Below are 17,092 nucleotides of genomic sequence, written 5' to 3' on the forward strand. Positions count from 1 at the left end.
CCTAATTTAGGGGGTGGGGTTCGTAGACAAGTTCAATGGCATCAACAGCCAACGTGTCATGTGCAGGATCCTTCGAACCCAGGGAAAGAAGGTTATCGCCGGCACTCAGTGTGGCGAGGCCGACCTCATACGTTACAAAGGTGTCAGACTTGGGCAAGGCAACGGTTTTGTAGGTTTCGTTGTCACCGTTAAGCCTTGTCTCATTGAGCAAGAGCCAGATCGGCGTATCTGCTTCAGCTCGATAGCGAATTCGCAAGCGGTAGCTTGATTTTCCGGCGGTTTGGGCCAGAACGCGGACATAGGCATGCGAAGTCCTGAAGCCGGTCACATAACCTGATCCACTATAGCCAGAATGTGCCGTTTCTACGCGGGTATCGTCAAGGCGCCCGCCAGCCGCGGGGCCGTTTTCAGCCTCGAGCCGGATGGTTACCCTGGGGGGAACGCCGTTACTGATGCCATTCTTGCTTGGGATAACCGGCGAAATCTTGCCCTTGTTGTCGTAGGTTACAAAGTCCGCCATCACCGAGCGGACTTCGCTTTTCCCGGCCGAGCCCCAGGCGCTGTGGTAGAATGCGATCCAGCGATCCTTGAACTTGACGAACGAACCGTGGTTGGTGCCCGACTGCAAGGCAAATGAGCCAATGTATTTGCCTTGGGTCGTGTAGGGCCCGAGGGGGGATTGGGCGGTGGCATAATACATTTCCTCTGGCCATTTTCCGCCGGGGAGGCCGGGATAGGACAGGTAATAGGTGCCGTTATACTTATGCACCCACGGCCCTTCGAACACGTCTGTAAGCTGTTGGGTCAGCTTTACAGTCGTGCCGGGGATGGCCGACATAAGATCATCGCTGAGTCGCACCCCATAGGCATTGCCCCCCGAACCCCAGAACAGATAAGGCGTGTTGTCATCGTCCACGAACAGCGCGGGATCCTGGCCCCATTCAACACCCTTGATAAATCCGATATCTGTAAATGGTCCTTGCGGGCGATCACTTGCGGCCAAACCGGTGCGAAACATTCCCGTTTCACGCTCAACCATACAGTAAACGAGATAGTACTTCCCTTTCCAGAAGACGGCATCAATCGCCCAGGCATGACTTATGGCCCATGCGACATTCTCAACACCCAATACCCGTCCGTGGTCGACCCAATTGACGAGGTCCTGGGTCGAAAAAACATGATACCCGTTCATCGACTGGTGGTTATTGGTCCCCGGAACGTCGTGAGAGGTGTACAGCCAAAGTGTGTTGGGATCATTCGGCCAGACATGGGCACTCGGATCTGCCGCATAGATGTGGGGGAGTATAGGGTTCTGGGCCTTAACCTGTGAACCAAAGCCGAATAGAACGGCGGCGGCGGCAAGGCCAGCAGACCATCGGCAAACTGATGATTTTTTCCCTGGATAGTTCGGTTGGCTCGGGTCCGACTGGCGCCCAGGCACCGTTTTCCCGTTGCCATTCGGAATACGCATGATTAGGCGACCTTTTTGCCGGCAAGGGGGCGCATAAGGCGAGCATTAATCAAACTTTGGTCCAGTGGGCTTTCGCGGATGACTTTTGTCATACGCTGGTGCCACTCGATATCACGCCACATACCTACGAACTGGGGTGCACAAAAATTTGAAGTGGCGATCGCCATCCACTGACCGGTGCTGGCAGCCCTGACGGTTCCAATCTCGCAGAGTTCCTTGAGCCAGTCCCATTTCAGCAGTGGCCAGTCCTTGTAATCGACCAAACCCCAACATTCCGTGATCGCCAATGGCTTCCGAGCCGTCTTCGAAACGGCGGCAATGCGGTCAATTTTTGCGGTAAGTAGTCCCTGCCAATAGGCTGGCTTTTCGCGGTAAGTTGCTTCCGCCTTCAAACTTAAATTGCGGTAGCCGCGTGGATCGAACCGACCATACTTATAGTCGACAATATTGTAGAATTCCCCACCATTCTGGGGCGCCATCCAGATATGATGTTCAAACAAGTCAAATTCTGACAAATCATGATCAAGATAGTTTTCGACACGATCATTGTCGAATGAATACAGCAATGGCATCTGTGGGTAGGCGATTCTAACCAATTCTATGGAGCGGTTTATCCAGCTTAATGAGTGAGGAAGGTGCCACTCCCCCCAATTTGCTTTTGGAAGAAAATAGGGTGCCCAGATATCGCCAGGCCATTCATTGCAGAGATCGGTCCACAGTATCGCGTCGATGAGACCTGCGCGTCTTACTGCATCAAGCACGGATATCCAGATTTGAGCCATTACCTCAGGCGAGGTGATTTTCATGCGGGTGTTGAATTCGTCCTCCCGGAACCAGGACGACAGGGCCACCCGAATATTACGTTTGTGGCATTTTTCAATAAACTCAATTAGAGCGGGAAGAATTTTGACGCGATTTACGTCCTGAGATCCCCAAATCTGCTGGTCCCAGACTGGCAGAAGTAACCACTCTTTTTCCGCGCCGAAGTGCAGGAGGTGTGGAAATGCGTCAATCCGAACCGCATTGTAGCCACGCTCGACCAGACCATCGAGCGCGACATCCCAGTCTTCGTAACCGGCGCCGGGCCACCTGCGCTCGAGCCAGGAAAAATCCCACATGGTAATGGCGAGCGTTGACGCTCTAACTGTTGGTGGATTTGTCGCCGCATCCGCTGCCTTGGTGACAGCCAAAGTGGCCATAGCAGCGGCGCCAGTTATAAACTCTTTGCGGTTCATTTGTGTTCCTTACCTACCTTTTTTTTGACGTCCGGCTAGAGCGGTATGAGTTTTGATGGACTCAAAAAACCGGTCTAAGTTTTTGTTTTGTCGCGCAATTTTTGCGAAAACGGGAGCGCCCGTGCGGTGGTGTCCAATCTATCGGATTGCGCTCTCATGTTCTGCCGTGTCCTGGCGGCTTGAGTGTGCAGTATTCGCAACTGCAAAAAAGCCGATGAATAACTGAACGCGTAAAGTCACGCTTTAGATCTATTCGGCGAGACTATTGCAGACGGCTGACTTCACAGAGCTAGCGAGTTTGGTCCTGCACGTCTTTTGGGATCTCCCTGTTGGTTTCGGAGGGGCCTGATACAGGGGCCTAAAGTGTCGTTTCACCGAATGCCAGCGGACAGAAGTGCTCGCGTGGAGACGTCAAAATGTTGGGACATAATCTCGGCAGAGCGGATTGCATCCCTTTGCGATATTGCTGAAGCGAGATCCATATGCAGGTCCACCATAGCCAGGCGCTCAGCATCAGAGTTTCGGCTGCGCCATCCGACCGGCCAGGTTTCGCGGGTTATGCCCTCGAAGCTGGTGATCATCATCTCGAAGACTTTGTTGCGAGACGCACGGGCTATGGCATGATGGAACGCGATGTCATGCTCCATCCCTGCAGCCGGGTCATGAAACAGACTTTTCATTTGGCTCGCATGCCAGGCAATGTTTTCTGCCTCCTTGTCCGTGCGTCGTATTGCTGCGAGAGTCGCTGTTCGGGCTTCGACGGTTCGTCTGACATCGTAGACGTCCTGGATTGCCACAGCATCCATGCGCACACTGTGCTCAAGGATTCTCGCGACCGGTTCGCCATTCGAAAGCGAAACAGATGCTCTTTTTCCGGGGCTCAATGAAATCATTTGCAGCGCGGCGAGCGAGCGGAACGCCTCTCTGATGACCGTCCGAGATACTCCATATTGTTCGGCCAAGCTCAATTCGCTCGGCATTTTGTCACCCACCATTAAGCCGTTGGTTTCAATGTGGCGGCCGAGTGCTGCCGCAATCTCAGACACTGTGTCGCGATCCGGACTGTTCGCTCGGGACATGTTGTGTTCCTTGTTGCATAAACCTGTATGACAGGATAAGCTCGTTTGTATACATGTCAAGCCGTGGTCTTGGTGAACTTCCCAACGCTCTCCAGACTCGGGCAGGACATGTTTACCGCGGCTTGGTAGCGATGCCACCGCGCTTGTGTTTGAACCTTGAGGGTTTACCTCAGCATGGTGGCGGGCTGTCCCCCCAATGTACTCCGCCCCATGCTTTTTTTGCTGCAGGAGAAACAAATGACGTCGAGACGTGGTCTTATCGCGGGAGCGTCATCAGGCTTGCTGGCCTTGTTTGCAAGTACGGGGGCTGCGGCGTCTACGGATCAGCTTGTCGAGGCATTTGGCGCAATTGGCGACGGCCGCGCCAAAGACACCAAAGCGATTCAGGCTGCCATCGACGCGGCGTCCCGGCTTGGCGGCGGCCGTGTTGTGCTTAGCGCGGGCAAAACTTATGTCAGTGGCGCAATTTATCTGGCGTCCAATGTGGAGCTGCATGTGTCGGCCGGTGCCACACTGGAACTGTCAAAGAATGTGGCCGACTTCGAGGATTTTGGTGCGTTGATCTGCGCCTATGAAGCGGAGAATGTTTCCATAACGGGAACCGGACGAATAAACGGTAACGATATGGCCTTCGTGACGCCCCGGCCCGATGGAGGGTTCGCGGGTGGGCAGACGGGTATGGGCAAGTTTGATCCTGAGCCGCCACACAACCCGCAGTCAGGAAAAGGTCGACCGCGTGTCATCTATTTGGTCAAGTCCAGTCGCATTGTCATTGAAAATGTGCATATCGAACGCGCTCCGACCTGGACGGTCCATTTGCTCGGGTGCCAGGATGTTCGTATTTCCGGTATCACGATTGATAATCATCTGAGGGTGCCCAACAATGACGGCCTCGACATTGATCATTGTCGTCGGGTGCGCGTGGAGAACTGCAATATAAACTGCGGTGACGACGGTATCTGTTTCAAGACGACAGCTGCGTTTGAAGGGTGGGGCCCCTGCGAGGACCTTACGGTTGTGAATTGCCATGTGACGTCCGCGTCAACGGCCATAAAGCTTGGTTCGGCCGGGCCTGAGCCTATCCGAAACGTCGTCGTTACAGGATGCACCATCTCCGGCTCCAACCGAGGCGTCGGCATCCAGAACAGAGACGGTGCCATCTGGGAAAACATAGTGTTTTCGAATCTGGTCATCGAGACTGAGTATCATGAGCCCGAATGGTGGGGGGCGTCGGAACCCATCTTTATAACGAATCTTTCAAGGCGCGCAGGACAGGTGCGTGCGGGCAAGGTGCGCAATGTTATGTTCGCGAACATTATTTGCCGGTCTGAAGCAGGTATCTATCTCTACGGTCAGCCGGGCGATGAATTGGAAAACATCGTGTTCGACAATGTCATGGTCACTATTGAAAAACGGAACAAGGTTTCGGGTGGATTCTACGATCTGCGACCGTCAACTGCCTTCCCTGAAGTGATCAAGGCGAGCATTGCCGCGGTCCATGCCGAAGGCGTGAGAGGGCTGAGCCTTCGGGATGTGAACATCCGATATCTTGGACAAAGGCCAGACTATATGGGGTCAGCTTTGAGTACTGTTCGCACGACTGGGCTTTACAAGGAAAACTTTACCGTTGACGAAGCGCCCTATTGAACGCCCGTACTTCCGCTCAGAAGCCGGCCATGAGGAGATGCTTGGAAAGGTAAGACAGCCGTTTTCTTCGATGCTGTTCCAAACTTTTCTGTGAAATGGGAGTTGGCTCTGGTTACCGTCTCAATGTCGTGCGCTACTTTTTAGGCGTAGTGCCAGTGCGGGTGTCGTTGGGAGAAGGCGAGATCGTTTTTCGCGACTTTCAGTACTACGGTCTCTGAAAGAATGGACATGAGTAAAGGAAGAAACATGCGAGATGTAATTAGTCGCCGAGATTTAGCTGTCGGTCTCGTGGGGCTGGGGGTTACAGCAAAGACCAATGCCAAAGCAAAGGAAGCAGATTATTTTTCATCTGCATGTAGCAGTTCCTTGCCTGAGTGGGTTGAACCACTGCGAAGCAAGCTCAACAAAATGGCATTTGAACTGAGCGGTAGCTTAAAGCCGTGGAATGGTCCAAGTAAAATATTCACGCCTGAGCAGGAGGGCTTTGACTCCTCAAAAAACGAAATTGCAACGACCTATATTCAAAGTGCGATAAACAGGGCTTCCTTGGCCGGTGGCGGTATCGTCAGACTCGGACGCGGCGATTACGTTTCCGGCACGCTGGACCTCAAAAGTCACATTCGACTTGAGGTGGCTAAAGGTGCCCGTCTCCTCGGTTCTCTCGACCTGAAAGACTATCCTGACCGGGTGGCCAAGCGCCCTACTGTGATGGACAGTAATATGGGAATGAACCAATCGCTTATATTTGCAGAAGGTTGCGAAAACATATCCATTGCGGGCCGGGGAACTATTGACGGGCGAGGGACGAAAGTTAACTTTCCAGGAAAGGAAACAGTAGGGTCAACACCAGGTCGTCCATTTGTTATTCGTGTTTTGGATTGCCAGAAGGTACATATCCAGAATATCACCATGTTGGATTCTCCATGCTGGATGCAGAACTATTTGAATTGCGAGGATCTCCTCATTGAAGGCATCCGCGTTGAAAATCAGTCCAACCACAATAATGATGGGATTGATATTGATGGGTGCCGTCGAGTCATAGTTCGCGACTGCTATGTGAGTTCCGGTGATGACGCCTTGTGCTTTAAAGGAGCATCACAAATGCCTGGGAAAGATATACTTGTGGAGAACTGTCGACTTTATACATCATGCAATGCTGTGAAGTTCGGTACAGATTCGCAGAGCCTTTTTGAAAACGTCTTAATTCGGAACTGTGAGATTGGTGGAGTAACTGAGGAGATGCGACGCGTTAAACGCGTTGGGGCGGATTCGGGCATTTCGTGGGAGGTTGTTGACGGCGGAACGGCTCAAAATCTTCTTGTAACGGACATACGCATCGTTCGTGCGCGCAGCCCTCTTTATCTACGTCTCGCAGATCGCGCCCGTGTTCGCCCAGAGCAACCAAGGCCGCCAATTGGCGTTCTACGGCGTGTCGTATTTGAGCGCATATCGGGAGAAAACAATGGCCCGCGCGGCTCCCACTTCCTTGGAATCCCTGAAAAGCAGATCGAAGATGTTGTGCTGTTCAGGGTAAATCTATCGAGCCAACCAAGCACTAAACCCATTCTCAACGAGGACCAATACCCTGAAAACCGCCAAGGTTATCCAGACGCGCACAATATTGACAAAATAGGTGACGCGCCGGCCCACGGCCTTTGGGTAAGGCACATAAAGGGGCTCAAAATGAAAGAAGTTGTCTTTAATGTTCCTGAAGATGATAAAAGACCAAGATACATGGGAAATATTGGTGTAGATAACGTCTGCGATGTTCCATGAAACGGGATTTAGATACTGGTCTTGATTTTATTGGCCCCAATGCATCAAGCTACCACCCACCGTCTATTCTTATCTCTTGGCCAGAAATCAGATCTGAAGCTGGCGATGCCAGGAAGAGAACCAGATCTGCGATATTGTTCGGTTGGATACGCGTTTTCAGGCACTGATTTTCCAGAATCCAATCGTTGTATTGTTGCAAACGATCGCCAAAAACGCGCGCTTCGGCATCCGATACCACAGCGCCGGGGGAGATGGCATTCACGCGTACGCCGTAAGGCCCCAATTCACGTGCCAAGCTTTTTGTGAGTCCGAGCATGGCGCCTTTGGACGCAACATAGGGGACATAACCGTCCCAGCGGCCGTTAAGCGTCAAAGAGCAAAAATTAATGATCTTGCCATAGCCTTTGGCAATCATCGAAGGCGAGACAGCCTGCGCCAGGACGAACGCCGCGGACGAGTTGACCCGGATCTGGTCCTCGTACTCGATGATGCTGAAGTCCCTGAACGGCTTGTTTATTATCAGTGCCGCATTATTGATCAGCACATCCACAGGACCTAAGGCCGCAACAGCTGGCTTAAGTGAATCGAGACTGTTCAGATCGATACCAAGATACTTGGCGTTACCCAAGGTATCCGCGAACGTCTCGCCATCGGAGACCAGGTCTGGCCGATCCAGCAGTGTAATCCGCGCGCCGGCTGAATAGAGGCGCTGGGCCTGAGCTTTGCCCAGCGAGCCCAGTGCACCTGTGAGCAAGACGTGTTTTTCAGGCAGGATCATTACGCTTCTCCGGTTCTGCGGCGATGTACGGTAAAATTGGTTTCGAGGTCATTGCGGAGCACCACGCCGTGGCCCGGCGCTTTGGTTACCGTGATGTGGCCGTCGCTAACGATGGGAAGTCCGTTAACGAGATCGCGGTACCACGTATTGTAGTATGCCCTCACGCTCTCCTGGATCAGGCCATTCGGTGCGTGCAGCGTAAGATGCGTCGAGGCGGCGAGCACGACCGGTCCGGTGCAGTCATGGGGCGCAACCGGCAAGTGCCACGCGTCTGCCAGAATGGCGATCTTTCGAGCTTCGGTGATGCCCCCGCACCAGCCAATATCCAACATAACCACGCCGGCAACCCCGGTCTCCAAATAGTCGCGGAAAGCGAAGCGGCTCCCCAGTGTTTCAGAGGCACAGATCGGCGCCGTTGAAGCTTCGGCATAGCGCTTGAGAGAAGACAAGCTATCCATGCGAATTGGGTCTTCGTGCCAGAATGTGTTGTAATCCTTCAGGGCACGGGCAATTTGCATGGCGGGGAGCAGTTGCCACATGGAATGGAACTCGACCATGATATCCATGCGGTCACCGACACGCTTACGGATCTTCTCAAACGGTAACAACGCGGCGCGCAAATCCTCCGCAGATATGTACTGACCGTTTGTCTTCTCTGCGGCCATATCGAAGGGCCAGATTTTCATGGCTGTGATGCCCTGGGACAGCAGGTCCTCGGCGAGATCGTCGGCGCGGGTCAGAAAGCCATTCAGGTCATCATAGTCAGACGCACCGCTTGCGAGACCGTAGTTGGCTGTTTTTTGTCCGCCAGAGCTACGCATGTAAGTGTTTCCGGCGCAGGTGTTATAGGTCCGCACGGAGTCTTTCGTGAACCCGCCCAGGCATTGCGCCAGAGGCTGACCTGAGGCTTTTCCGTAGAGATCCCACAGGGCAATATCGATTGCTGAGGCTGCCCTTGTTTCCGCGCCCGTTGAGCGGAAACCCAAGTAGAAATTGAGATCTCGGGACAGTTTTTCAATCTCGAGACCGTTGCGTCCAATCAATCTTGGTGCAACCAGTTCGTGTAAGCAGGCCTCGACGGTTTGGGGTAGGAAAAAGGTTTCCCCCAGACCAGTTAAGCCGTCCTCTGTTTCCAAGTTAACCCACAACAGATTGGGAAACTCCTGGAGTCTAATGGTCTCTAGTGATGTGATTTTCATTCTTTGAACGCTATCGATTCAGTGTTGATGTTCAACCGAACTGGCAACTTCGGCCGTCTTTCAAAAGCCAGCTCAATCGGGCGCATACCTTCGTCGAATGCGTTGTCATCAAGCGAGTCGAATGCGCCTCTTTGCCGCTGATCGGGTCTTCCCTTCATGTGCGGCAATCTGGCCCTGGCCAAGACGTTTGTGGTGGCCTGACAACTTGGCTTCCCAAGCGTGTTTTGCGATAGCCGCGGCGTTGACGGCCGCACTTCGTTCTTCTTTTGATGTATCACGGAGTACATTATCTACAATATTGCAAAAACCTGTCATACAGGTTTAGTATTTTTGGCTTTCACGAGTCAAGACGGTGCGCAGATGTCAAAATGGAATTTCCTGGGACCCGATCCCGGCCCGTGGCGGCCAGCTATTGACTTATACCAAGCCTCATAAAGAATGACGCTTTGTATTCGCATTTTTTCAGCTCAAGCGCCGGACCAGGCGCCCCCCATGGCGCCTCGCGTAAGCTCGGGCGGCCAAGAAGTGTTCTTTGGCGCCCTTGCCAATCCAGATGAGTCAAGGTCATCGTGGATTGGTATTTCGCGTCCGTGAAAAGCGGATCAAGCCGGTGATCAAGCGCCTCAAGGCCAGGCTAACAGGCTTATGTGCCGTTTCGTTTTTAAGTTGTTAAGCCTGTAACGCCCCCGTCTCGACGCGCTTCGGCCCATAGGGTGCCTTGCTCGCCCGACACCTCCCCCGCAAGCGAGGAAGGATGAGGTGCGAGCGCCCTTTCCTAAACGGCCGCGCTGCTGTAGAGCCCTGCGCAATCCCGTGTCACCTGTTTTCCAGTCAGTAAGCACCGCATGATCCGTCTTGATAACATCAGCAAACAGAACGGCCACCAGATCCTGTTCATCGACGCGTCGATGGGCATCCAAAAGGGCGAGAAGGTCGGCCTGGTCGGGCCCAATGGCGCCGGCAAGACCACGCTGTTCCGGATGATGACCGGCCAGGAACAACCCGACGACGGGCAGGTGGCCGTCGATACCGGCATGACGATCGGCTATTTCAGCCAGGATGTCGGCGAAATGTCAGGCCAGAGTGCTGTCGCCGCCGTGATGGACGGCGTCGGCCCCGTCAGCGCGCTGGCCACCGAAATGACGAAGCTGGAAGCCGCCATGGTCGATCCGGACCAGGCCGACGAACTGGACGCCATCATCGAGCGCTATGGCGACGTTCAGGCGCGGTTCGAAGAACTGGACGGTTATGCGCTGGACGCACGGGCGCGCGAGGTTCTGGCCGGGTTGAGCTTCAGCCAGGAACGCATGGACGGCGATGTCGGGCTGCTGTCCGGCGGGTGGAAGATGCGCGTGGCGCTGGCGCGTATCCTGTTGATGCGCCCCGATGGCATGCTGCTGGACGAACCCAGCAACCACCTGGATCTCGAAAGCCTGATCTGGCTGGAGGCCTTCCTTAAGGACTATGACGGCGCCCTGCTGATGACGTCGCACGATCGCGCCTTCATGAACCGCATCATCGGCAAGGTGGTGGAGATCGACGGCGGCACGCTGATCACCTATTCGGGCGATCTCGATTTCTACGAACAGCAGCGGGCGCTGAGCGAGAAGCAGCGCCAGGCGCAGTTCGAACGCCAGCAGGCGATGCTGGCCAAGGAGATCAAGTTCATCGAGCGCTTCAAGGCGCGGGCGTCGCACGCCGCCCAGGTCCAGAGCCGGGTGAAGAAGCTCGACAAGATCGAACGGGTCGAGGCGCCCAGGCGGCGCCAGTCCGTGCAGTTCGATTTCCCCACGCCCCCGCGTTCGGGCGAGGACGTGCTGAACCTGCGCGGCGTGCATAAGAGCTATGGCAGCCAGGCGATCTATGCCGGGCTGGATTTCCAGGTGCGGCGCAAGGAACGCTGGTGCGTGCTGGGGGCCAACGGCGCCGGCAAGTCGACGCTGCTGAAACTGGCGGCCGGTGATGTGGCGCCCGACAAAGGAACGGTAAGCGTTGGGGCCAGCGTCAAAATGGGTTATTTCGCCCAGCATTCGATGGATCTGCTGGACGGCGAAGACACGATTTTCGAGTCGCTGGATGGGTCTTTCCCACAGGCGGGGCCGGGCGCGCTGCGGACCCTGGCCGGGTGTTTCGGGTTTTCGGGCGACGATGTCGAGAAGCCCTGCCGGGTCTTGAGCGGCGGCGAGAAGGCGCGGCTGGTCATGGCCAAGATGCTGTTCGATCCGCCCAACCTGCTGGTGCTGGACGAGCCGACCAACCACCTGGACATGGCGACCAAGGAAATGCTGGTCGCTGCGCTGGCTGATTTCGAAGGGACCATGCTGTTCGTGTCGCACGACCGCCATTTCCTGGCGGCGCTTTCGAACCGGGTACTGGAGCTGACGCCCGAGGGGGTGCATGTGTATGGCGGCGGGTATACGGAGTATGTTGCCCGCACAGGACAGGAAGCGCCGGGGCTGCATCCGAGGGGTTAAAGACTGATTGCACATGGGTGAGGCTGGTCTGCAAAGGGCCGTGTCATACCAAGCCTCATAAAGAATGACGCTTGGTATTCGCATTTCTTCAGCTCAAACGCCGCATGGCTCCTCGCAAAAGCTCGGGCGGGCAGTCGCCCTTGCCAATCCACGATGAGTCAAGGTCATCGTGGATTGGTATCAAACCTGACGCGCAACATTCGCGCTTTCGCGTCTTCGCGTGGAATCTCACGGCATCGGCGCGCATGGCTTTCTCTAGATAGCCCCTCAGGCTCGCCGCCCCTCACCCGATCGCCCACGCTTCGCTCGGCTCTCGTCCTCTCCCCTCACGAGGGGAGAGGGAAAGAAAAGCAGACATTGCCGCGCGACTTAATTTGACAGCAAGGGCCGGAGCGCGCAGGCTTGCGGCGTCACCTAGTGTGCTGGCATCGAGATGTCATACATGCAGGAGAGACCGCGATGAACGCCATGCCCGACCTGACCCCCGATGCCAGATACGATGCCGTCGTCCGCCGCGATTCTGCGTTCGATGGCCAGTTCTGGTTTTCCGTCGTTACCACCGGCGTCTATTGCCGCCCGTCGTGCGCCGCCCGCACGCCCAGGCCGCAGAATGTCGGGTTTCATCTGAGCTGTGAGGACGCCGAAGCGGCTGGGTTCCGGGCCTGCAAGCGCTGTAGCCCACGTGGCGAGTCGCCCAAGGCGAAGATGGCCGCCGTCATCGCCGATATCTGCCGGACCATCGAAACCGCCGAGACAGAACCGAGCTTGACCGATCTGGCACGGCAGGCCGGGTTGAGCGCCTATCACTTCCATCGCCAGTTCAAGGCGGCGACCGGCGTGACGCCCAAGGGCTATGCCGCCGCTCACCGTGCCCGCCGGGTCCGCGAGGGACTGACCAGCGGAGAAACCGTCACCAACGCGCTTTATGATGCCGGCTATGGCTCAAATGGCCGGTTTTACGAAGAGTCGAATGCCATTTTGGGCATGACGCCGAAGCAGTACCAGGCCGGCGGCCGCGATGCCGATGTTCGTTTTGCCATAGGTCAGAGCCGTTTAGGCGCGGTTTTGGTGGCGCAGAGCGACAAGGGTATCGTCGCCATTTCGCTGGGGGATGACCCCGATACCCTGGTGCGCGAACTTCAGGACCGGTTTCCCAGGGCGCGGCTGACCGGCGACGATGCGGATTTCAATGCCCGGATCGCCCAGGTGATCGGCTTTGTCGAGGCGCCGCAAACGGGGCTGGACCTGCCCCTCGATATCCGCGGCACCGCCTTCCAGCAAAGGGTGTGGCAGGCTTTGCGGGCAATACCGGCCGGCAAGACTTTGAGCTATGCCGAACTGGCGCGGGCCATCGGGTCGCCCGCCGCGGTGCGCGCGGTGGCCGGGGCCTGCGCCGCCAATACCCTGGCTGTAGCCGTGCCGTGCCATCGTATTGTCCGCACTGACGGCGCCCTGTCCGGCTATCGCTGGGGCGTCGAGCGCAAGCGCGATTTGCTGGAACGGGAGCGGGTGGCGTGAACGAGATGACCGCCCTGCGAAAGAGCAACCTGGACTGGGACGTGATCGCCAGGGACCTAGACCAGGACGGTTGCGCCGTCCTGCCCGGACTGGTCAGTGCCCGCACCTGTGCCGAGCTGACGGAGCTCTATGATACCGGCCGTTTCCGCAGTCACATTCACCTGGCGCGGCATGGCTTTGGGCAAGGCGAATACAAGTATTTCGCCTATCCGCTGCCCGACGTCGTCGCGCGACTGCGTGAGGCGCTGTATCCGCCTTTGGCCGCCATCGCCAACCGTTGGAATGAACGTATGGAGGTGGATATCCTTTATCCCGAACGGCATGCTGACTATCTGGCGACGTGCCATGCCGCTGGCCAAGTACGACCGACGCCGCTGTTGCTGAAGTACGACGTCGGCGACTACAACTGCCTGCATCAGGACCTGTACGGCGAGAAGGTGTTTCCGCTGCAGGTGACGGTGCTGCTGTCCCAGCCGGAGGCGGACTTTACCGGCGGCGAGTTCGTGTTGACGGAACAGCGTCCGCGCATGCAGTCGCGGCCGCAGGTCGTGCCGCTGCAACGGGGTGACGCCGTGGTCTTCGCCGTTCATCACCGGCCGGTTCGGGGTTCGCGCGGCGACTATCGGGTCAACATGCGTCATGGGGTCAGTCGATTGCGCAGTGGCCGCCGCTACGCCATGGGTGTCATATTCCACGATGCAAGCTGATCTGTTTGGCATTACATATCCGCCCGGTTTGGCGGTGTTACGCGGTTTCGCCCTGGCTGAGGCAGAGGCTTTGCTAACGGCTGTTGCCGCGGTGGCGGCGGTAGCGCCGTTCCGCAACATGGTGACGCCCGGCGGCCATGCCATGTCGGCGGCCATGACCAATGTCGGATTGGGCTGGGTGACTGACCGGCGGGGGTATCGCTATACGGCGGAGGATCCGCTGAGTGGTTTGACCTGGCCAGAGCTACCGTCGGTGGTGCGCGCCCTAGGGGAGGGGGCGGCGGAGGCTGCCGGCTTTGCGGGGTTTCAGCCGGATGGCTGTTTGATCAACCGCTATATCCCTGGTGCGCGCATGGGGTTGCATCAGGATAGCAACGAAGCGGACATGTCGGCGCCGATCGTCTCGGTGTCACTGGGTTTGCCGGCGGTGTTTTTGTTCGGCGGTTTGAACCGGAGCGACCCGGCGATGAAAATACCGCTCGCGCACGGTGATGTCGTGGTGTGGGGTGGTCCGGCGCGTCTGGCCTATCACGGTGTGGCGCCGCTAAAGGTGGGCGAGCATCCGGCGACGGGCGGCGTGAGGTATAATCTGACGTTGAGGAAGGCGTTGTAAGACAGTCGCCCCACCACCACATCTCGTCCTTCGCTGCGCTTCGTCCTCGTTCGGTCCCCCTCCCCACACGTGGGGAGGTATAATACCAACCCGCGAAATTCTTGACACACCGCGGGTTGGCAAGCGCGACTGCGCGCCCGAGCTTTTGCGAGGAGCCATGCGGCGTTTGAGCTGAAAAAATGTGAATACCAAGCGCACCTTATCTTGCAAGATGTGTCAGTCTTTTCGTGGGTTGGTATAAGAAAGTCGCCCCACCACCACATCTCGTCCTTCGCTGCGCTTCGTCCTCGTGCGGTCCCCCTCCCCACACGTGGGGAGGTATAAGCACACTACGAAAACTGTTTCGGTTCGCTTTCGGGTGGGAGTTGCATCAGACCAAACCAGTAGTCCTCGATCTTGGCGACGATCTCGTCAAAGGTGTCGGTGGTGATCGGTTTGGAAATATAGCCGTTGGCATGACGGTCATAGGCGCCGCGGACATCGCTCGCGGCCACCGATGAGCTCAAAACGATAACCGGGATGCGTTTCAGCGCCGGGTCGTCCTTTACCGTGCTGAGGAAATCATGGCCGTGCATGTGCGGCAAGTTAAGGTCCAGCAGGATCAGGTCCGGTCGCGGCGCATCGGCATACGGACCTTCGCGGCGCAGAATTGACAGCCCGGCCTCACCCGATTCGGCCACGGTAATTTCACTGGGCATGCGCGCCCGCCGAAAGGCGCGCCGTGTCAGGACAGCATCGCCGTGATTGTCCTCAATCAGCAGCACCTGAGCGCTTCGCCCCTGCTCCGAAAGCCTGGTCATATGTGTTTGTCGCCTGTCTTTGCAACCTAAACTGACACCAATTTTCACCTTACGGCAAGGCAAATTCACATAACGCCCGTTTGCCGAAAATGGATCACAGCCTGACTGGTTTTCCCGCCGGACGAGAAATCGCAATCGTGATATAGGCCCTCTACGTTCCGTTTATGAGGCCGTTGCGATGACTCACGATATGACCGCCTTCATGCCGCACGGCTACTGTTTCCTGTGGAAACCCGGCATATTGTGGTTGCATGTCCTGTCGGACCTGGGTGTCGCCGCCGCCTATTTCGGTATCCCGATCGTTCTGTGGTATTTCGTCCGTAAACGGACGGATCTTCCGTTGAAGAAGATTTTTCTGCTGTTTGCCGCCTTTATTCTGCTGTGCGGCACGACCCATCTGTTCAACATCTGGGTGCTGTGGATACCCAGCTACTATACCGAAGGTGCCGTCAAGGCGGCCACCGCCCTGGTCTCGATCGCGACCCTGGTGGTCAGCGTCAAGCTCCTGCCCCATGCCCTCAGCCTGCCTAGTCACGCCCAGATGGCGCAGGCCAATGCCAGGCTGCAGGAGGCCAATGAAAAGCTGGAACAGCTTTACCGCGCCGCCGAGGAGGAGGGCCGGGTGGTCCTGGGGTCGGTCGTCGACAATGTCGGAGACGGCATCATCACCCTCGACGAGACCGGCCGTGTCGAAAGTTTCAACGCCGCCTGCGAGGCCATTTTCGGCTACGAACCGGACGACATCCAGAGGCAGCCGCTGTCGGTCCTGGTACCGGATGCCGAAGACCGCCATCGCGTCTGGCTGGCGATCGGCGCCTCGGGCGAGGAGGTCCAGGCGCGCCGCAAGGACGGTTCGGTCTTCCCGGCCGACCTGTCGATTACCGCCTTCGAGGTCGCCGGCAAGCGCCACCACACCGGCATCATCCGCGACATTACCCGTATCCGCCAGGCCGAGGAGAGCCGCCACCGCCTGCTGACGCGTTTGACCGAATCGAACACCGAACTGGAACGCTTCGCCTATGTCGCGTCGCACGACATGCAGGAGCCCTTGCGCATGGTGATGAATTTCAGCCAGATTATTGCCAAGGACTATCACGACCGCCTGGATGACGAGGGCCGGGAGTATCTCAAGATCGTCGGCGACAGCGCCCATCGCATGCGCGACATGGTCCAGGACCTGCTCGACTATGCCCGCCTCGGCCGCGACGGTATCCGTTTCGCCGAGGTCGATCTGATGGTGGAACTGCGGCACGTCCAGGACAATCTGGCCGCACTGCTAAGCGAGAGCCATGCGCAGATCGCCTGCCTGGCACTGCCCAAGATCCGCGGTAACGCCGTCCAGATCATGCGGCTGATGCAGAACCTGATCGCCAACGCGGTCAAGTACCAGCCCAGGGGCCAGGCGCCGCGCATCCATATCCATACCTCCGACGAAGGTGACAACTGGCTGATCTCGGTCAAGGACAATGGTCTCGGCATTGAACCTGCCTTTATCGAACAGGTGTTTGAACCTTTCCGGCGGCTGCATACCTGGGATACGATCCGCGGTACCGGTCTGGGACTGGCGGTGTGCCGCAAGATCATTGAAAATCACGGTGGCCGGATCTGGGCCGAATCGGAGCCCGGCAAGGGCAGTACCTTCCTCTTCACCCTGCCAAAAATCGCAAAGGTTTAAGACCCTGGGCAAAGTGCTGATCCGTGAGTGCCGGGCGGCTGAAACTCGGCTGATCCACCGATCGTAAACCGCCACGAATTGCGGCGTTATGGTGTCAGGGTCTTGTCAGTTGGTGAGGCT

General features: G+C 56.9%; 13 protein-coding genes. 7 read left to right on the forward strand and 6 right to left on the reverse strand.

What is annotated here, in order from left to right:
* Position 1: 1 nt before the first annotated feature.
* From ABAC402_RS39275 to ABAC402_RS31195, 3 genes are all read right to left on the reverse strand, one after another.
* A complete protein-coding gene (locus ABAC402_RS39275) occupies positions 2 to 1,471 on the reverse strand; it encodes a family 43 glycosylhydrolase (protein WP_082179934.1) in 1,470 nt (489 codons plus the stop codon).
* A 2-nt stretch (positions 1,472 to 1,473) separates the two neighbouring features.
* A complete protein-coding gene (locus tag ABAC402_RS31190) occupies positions 1,474 to 2,706 on the reverse strand; it encodes a cellulase-like family protein (RefSeq protein WP_023449715.1) in 1,233 nt (410 codons plus the stop codon).
* A 371-nt stretch (positions 2,707 to 3,077) separates the two neighbouring features.
* Positions 3,078 to 3,785, reverse strand: coding sequence for a FadR/GntR family transcriptional regulator (locus ABAC402_RS31195; protein WP_031235625.1), 708 nt, complete (start codon positions 3,783 to 3,785; stop codon positions 3,078 to 3,080).
* Between the two features lie 237 nt (positions 3,786 to 4,022).
* Between ABAC402_RS31195 and ABAC402_RS31200 the strand changes: the two genes are divergently transcribed.
* Both ABAC402_RS31200 and ABAC402_RS31205 read left to right on the forward strand, forming a co-directional pair.
* Positions 4,023 to 5,432, forward strand: coding sequence for a glycoside hydrolase family 28 protein (locus tag ABAC402_RS31200; RefSeq protein WP_304412593.1), 1,410 nt, complete (start codon positions 4,023 to 4,025; stop codon positions 5,430 to 5,432).
* A gap of 228 nt (positions 5,433 to 5,660) precedes the next feature.
* Positions 5,661 to 7,208: a glycoside hydrolase family 28 protein gene (locus tag ABAC402_RS31205; protein ID WP_162148522.1), complete on the forward strand. Its 1,548-nt coding sequence runs from the start codon at positions 5,661 to 5,663 to the stop codon at positions 7,206 to 7,208.
* Positions 7,209 to 7,257: 49 nt separating this feature from the next.
* On the opposite strand, the gene ABAC402_RS31210 is transcribed toward ABAC402_RS31205, so the two are convergent.
* A complete protein-coding gene (locus ABAC402_RS31210) occupies positions 7,258 to 7,986 on the reverse strand; it encodes an SDR family oxidoreductase (protein ID WP_023449719.1) in 729 nt (242 codons plus the stop codon).
* Positions 7,986 to 9,185 carry a mandelate racemase/muconate lactonizing enzyme family protein gene (locus ABAC402_RS31215; RefSeq protein WP_023449720.1) on the reverse strand — a complete coding sequence of 400 codons (1,200 nt, stop codon included), beginning with the start codon at positions 9,183 to 9,185 and terminating at the stop codon, positions 7,986 to 7,988. Before ABAC402_RS31215 ends, ABAC402_RS31210 begins: the two co-directional genes overlap by 1 nt.
* Positions 9,186 to 10,030: 845 nt before the next feature.
* Here ABAC402_RS31215 and ABAC402_RS31225 point away from each other — a divergent pair.
* The 4 genes from ABAC402_RS31225 (at position 10,031) to alkB (ending at position 14,497) form a co-directional block, all read left to right on the forward strand.
* Complete coding sequence (locus ABAC402_RS31225) at positions 10,031 to 11,659, forward strand: ABC-F family ATP-binding cassette domain-containing protein (protein WP_023449722.1); 1,629 nt, start codon at positions 10,031 to 10,033, stop codon at positions 11,657 to 11,659.
* Positions 11,660 to 12,118: 459 nt separating this feature from the next.
* Positions 12,119 to 13,177 (forward strand): bifunctional DNA-binding transcriptional regulator/O6-methylguanine-DNA methyltransferase Ada, encoded by a 1,059-nt coding sequence (gene ada, locus ABAC402_RS31230; protein WP_023449723.1) that lies wholly within the window; start codon positions 12,119 to 12,121, stop codon positions 13,175 to 13,177.
* Between the two features lie 5 nt (positions 13,178 to 13,182).
* On the forward strand, positions 13,183 to 13,884 hold the full coding sequence (locus ABAC402_RS31235; RefSeq protein WP_040409946.1) for a 2OG-Fe(II) oxygenase: 702 nt from the start codon (positions 13,183 to 13,185) through the stop codon (positions 13,882 to 13,884).
* Complete coding sequence (alkB, locus tag ABAC402_RS31240; RefSeq protein WP_023449725.1) at positions 13,874 to 14,497, forward strand: DNA oxidative demethylase AlkB; 624 nt, start codon at positions 13,874 to 13,876, stop codon at positions 14,495 to 14,497. The genes ABAC402_RS31235 and alkB overlap by 11 nt, the downstream gene beginning before the upstream one ends.
* 329 nt (positions 14,498 to 14,826) lie before the next feature.
* Here the strand turns inward: alkB and ABAC402_RS31245 are convergent, their stop codons facing one another.
* Positions 14,827 to 15,297, reverse strand: a complete 471-nt coding sequence (locus tag ABAC402_RS31245; protein ID WP_023449726.1) for a response regulator — start codon at positions 15,295 to 15,297, stop codon at positions 14,827 to 14,829.
* A 178-nt stretch (positions 15,298 to 15,475) separates the two neighbouring features.
* Between ABAC402_RS31245 and ABAC402_RS31250 the strand changes: the two genes are divergently transcribed.
* Positions 15,476 to 16,972 carry an ATP-binding protein gene (locus ABAC402_RS31250; protein WP_031235626.1) on the forward strand — a complete coding sequence of 499 codons (1,497 nt, stop codon included), beginning with the start codon at positions 15,476 to 15,478 and terminating at the stop codon, positions 16,970 to 16,972.
* The last annotated feature ends 120 nt before the right edge of the window (positions 16,973 to 17,092 follow it).

This window comes from Asticcacaulis sp. AC402 (assembly GCF_000495835.1).
Lineage (GTDB): Bacteria > Pseudomonadota > Alphaproteobacteria > Caulobacterales > Caulobacteraceae > Asticcacaulis.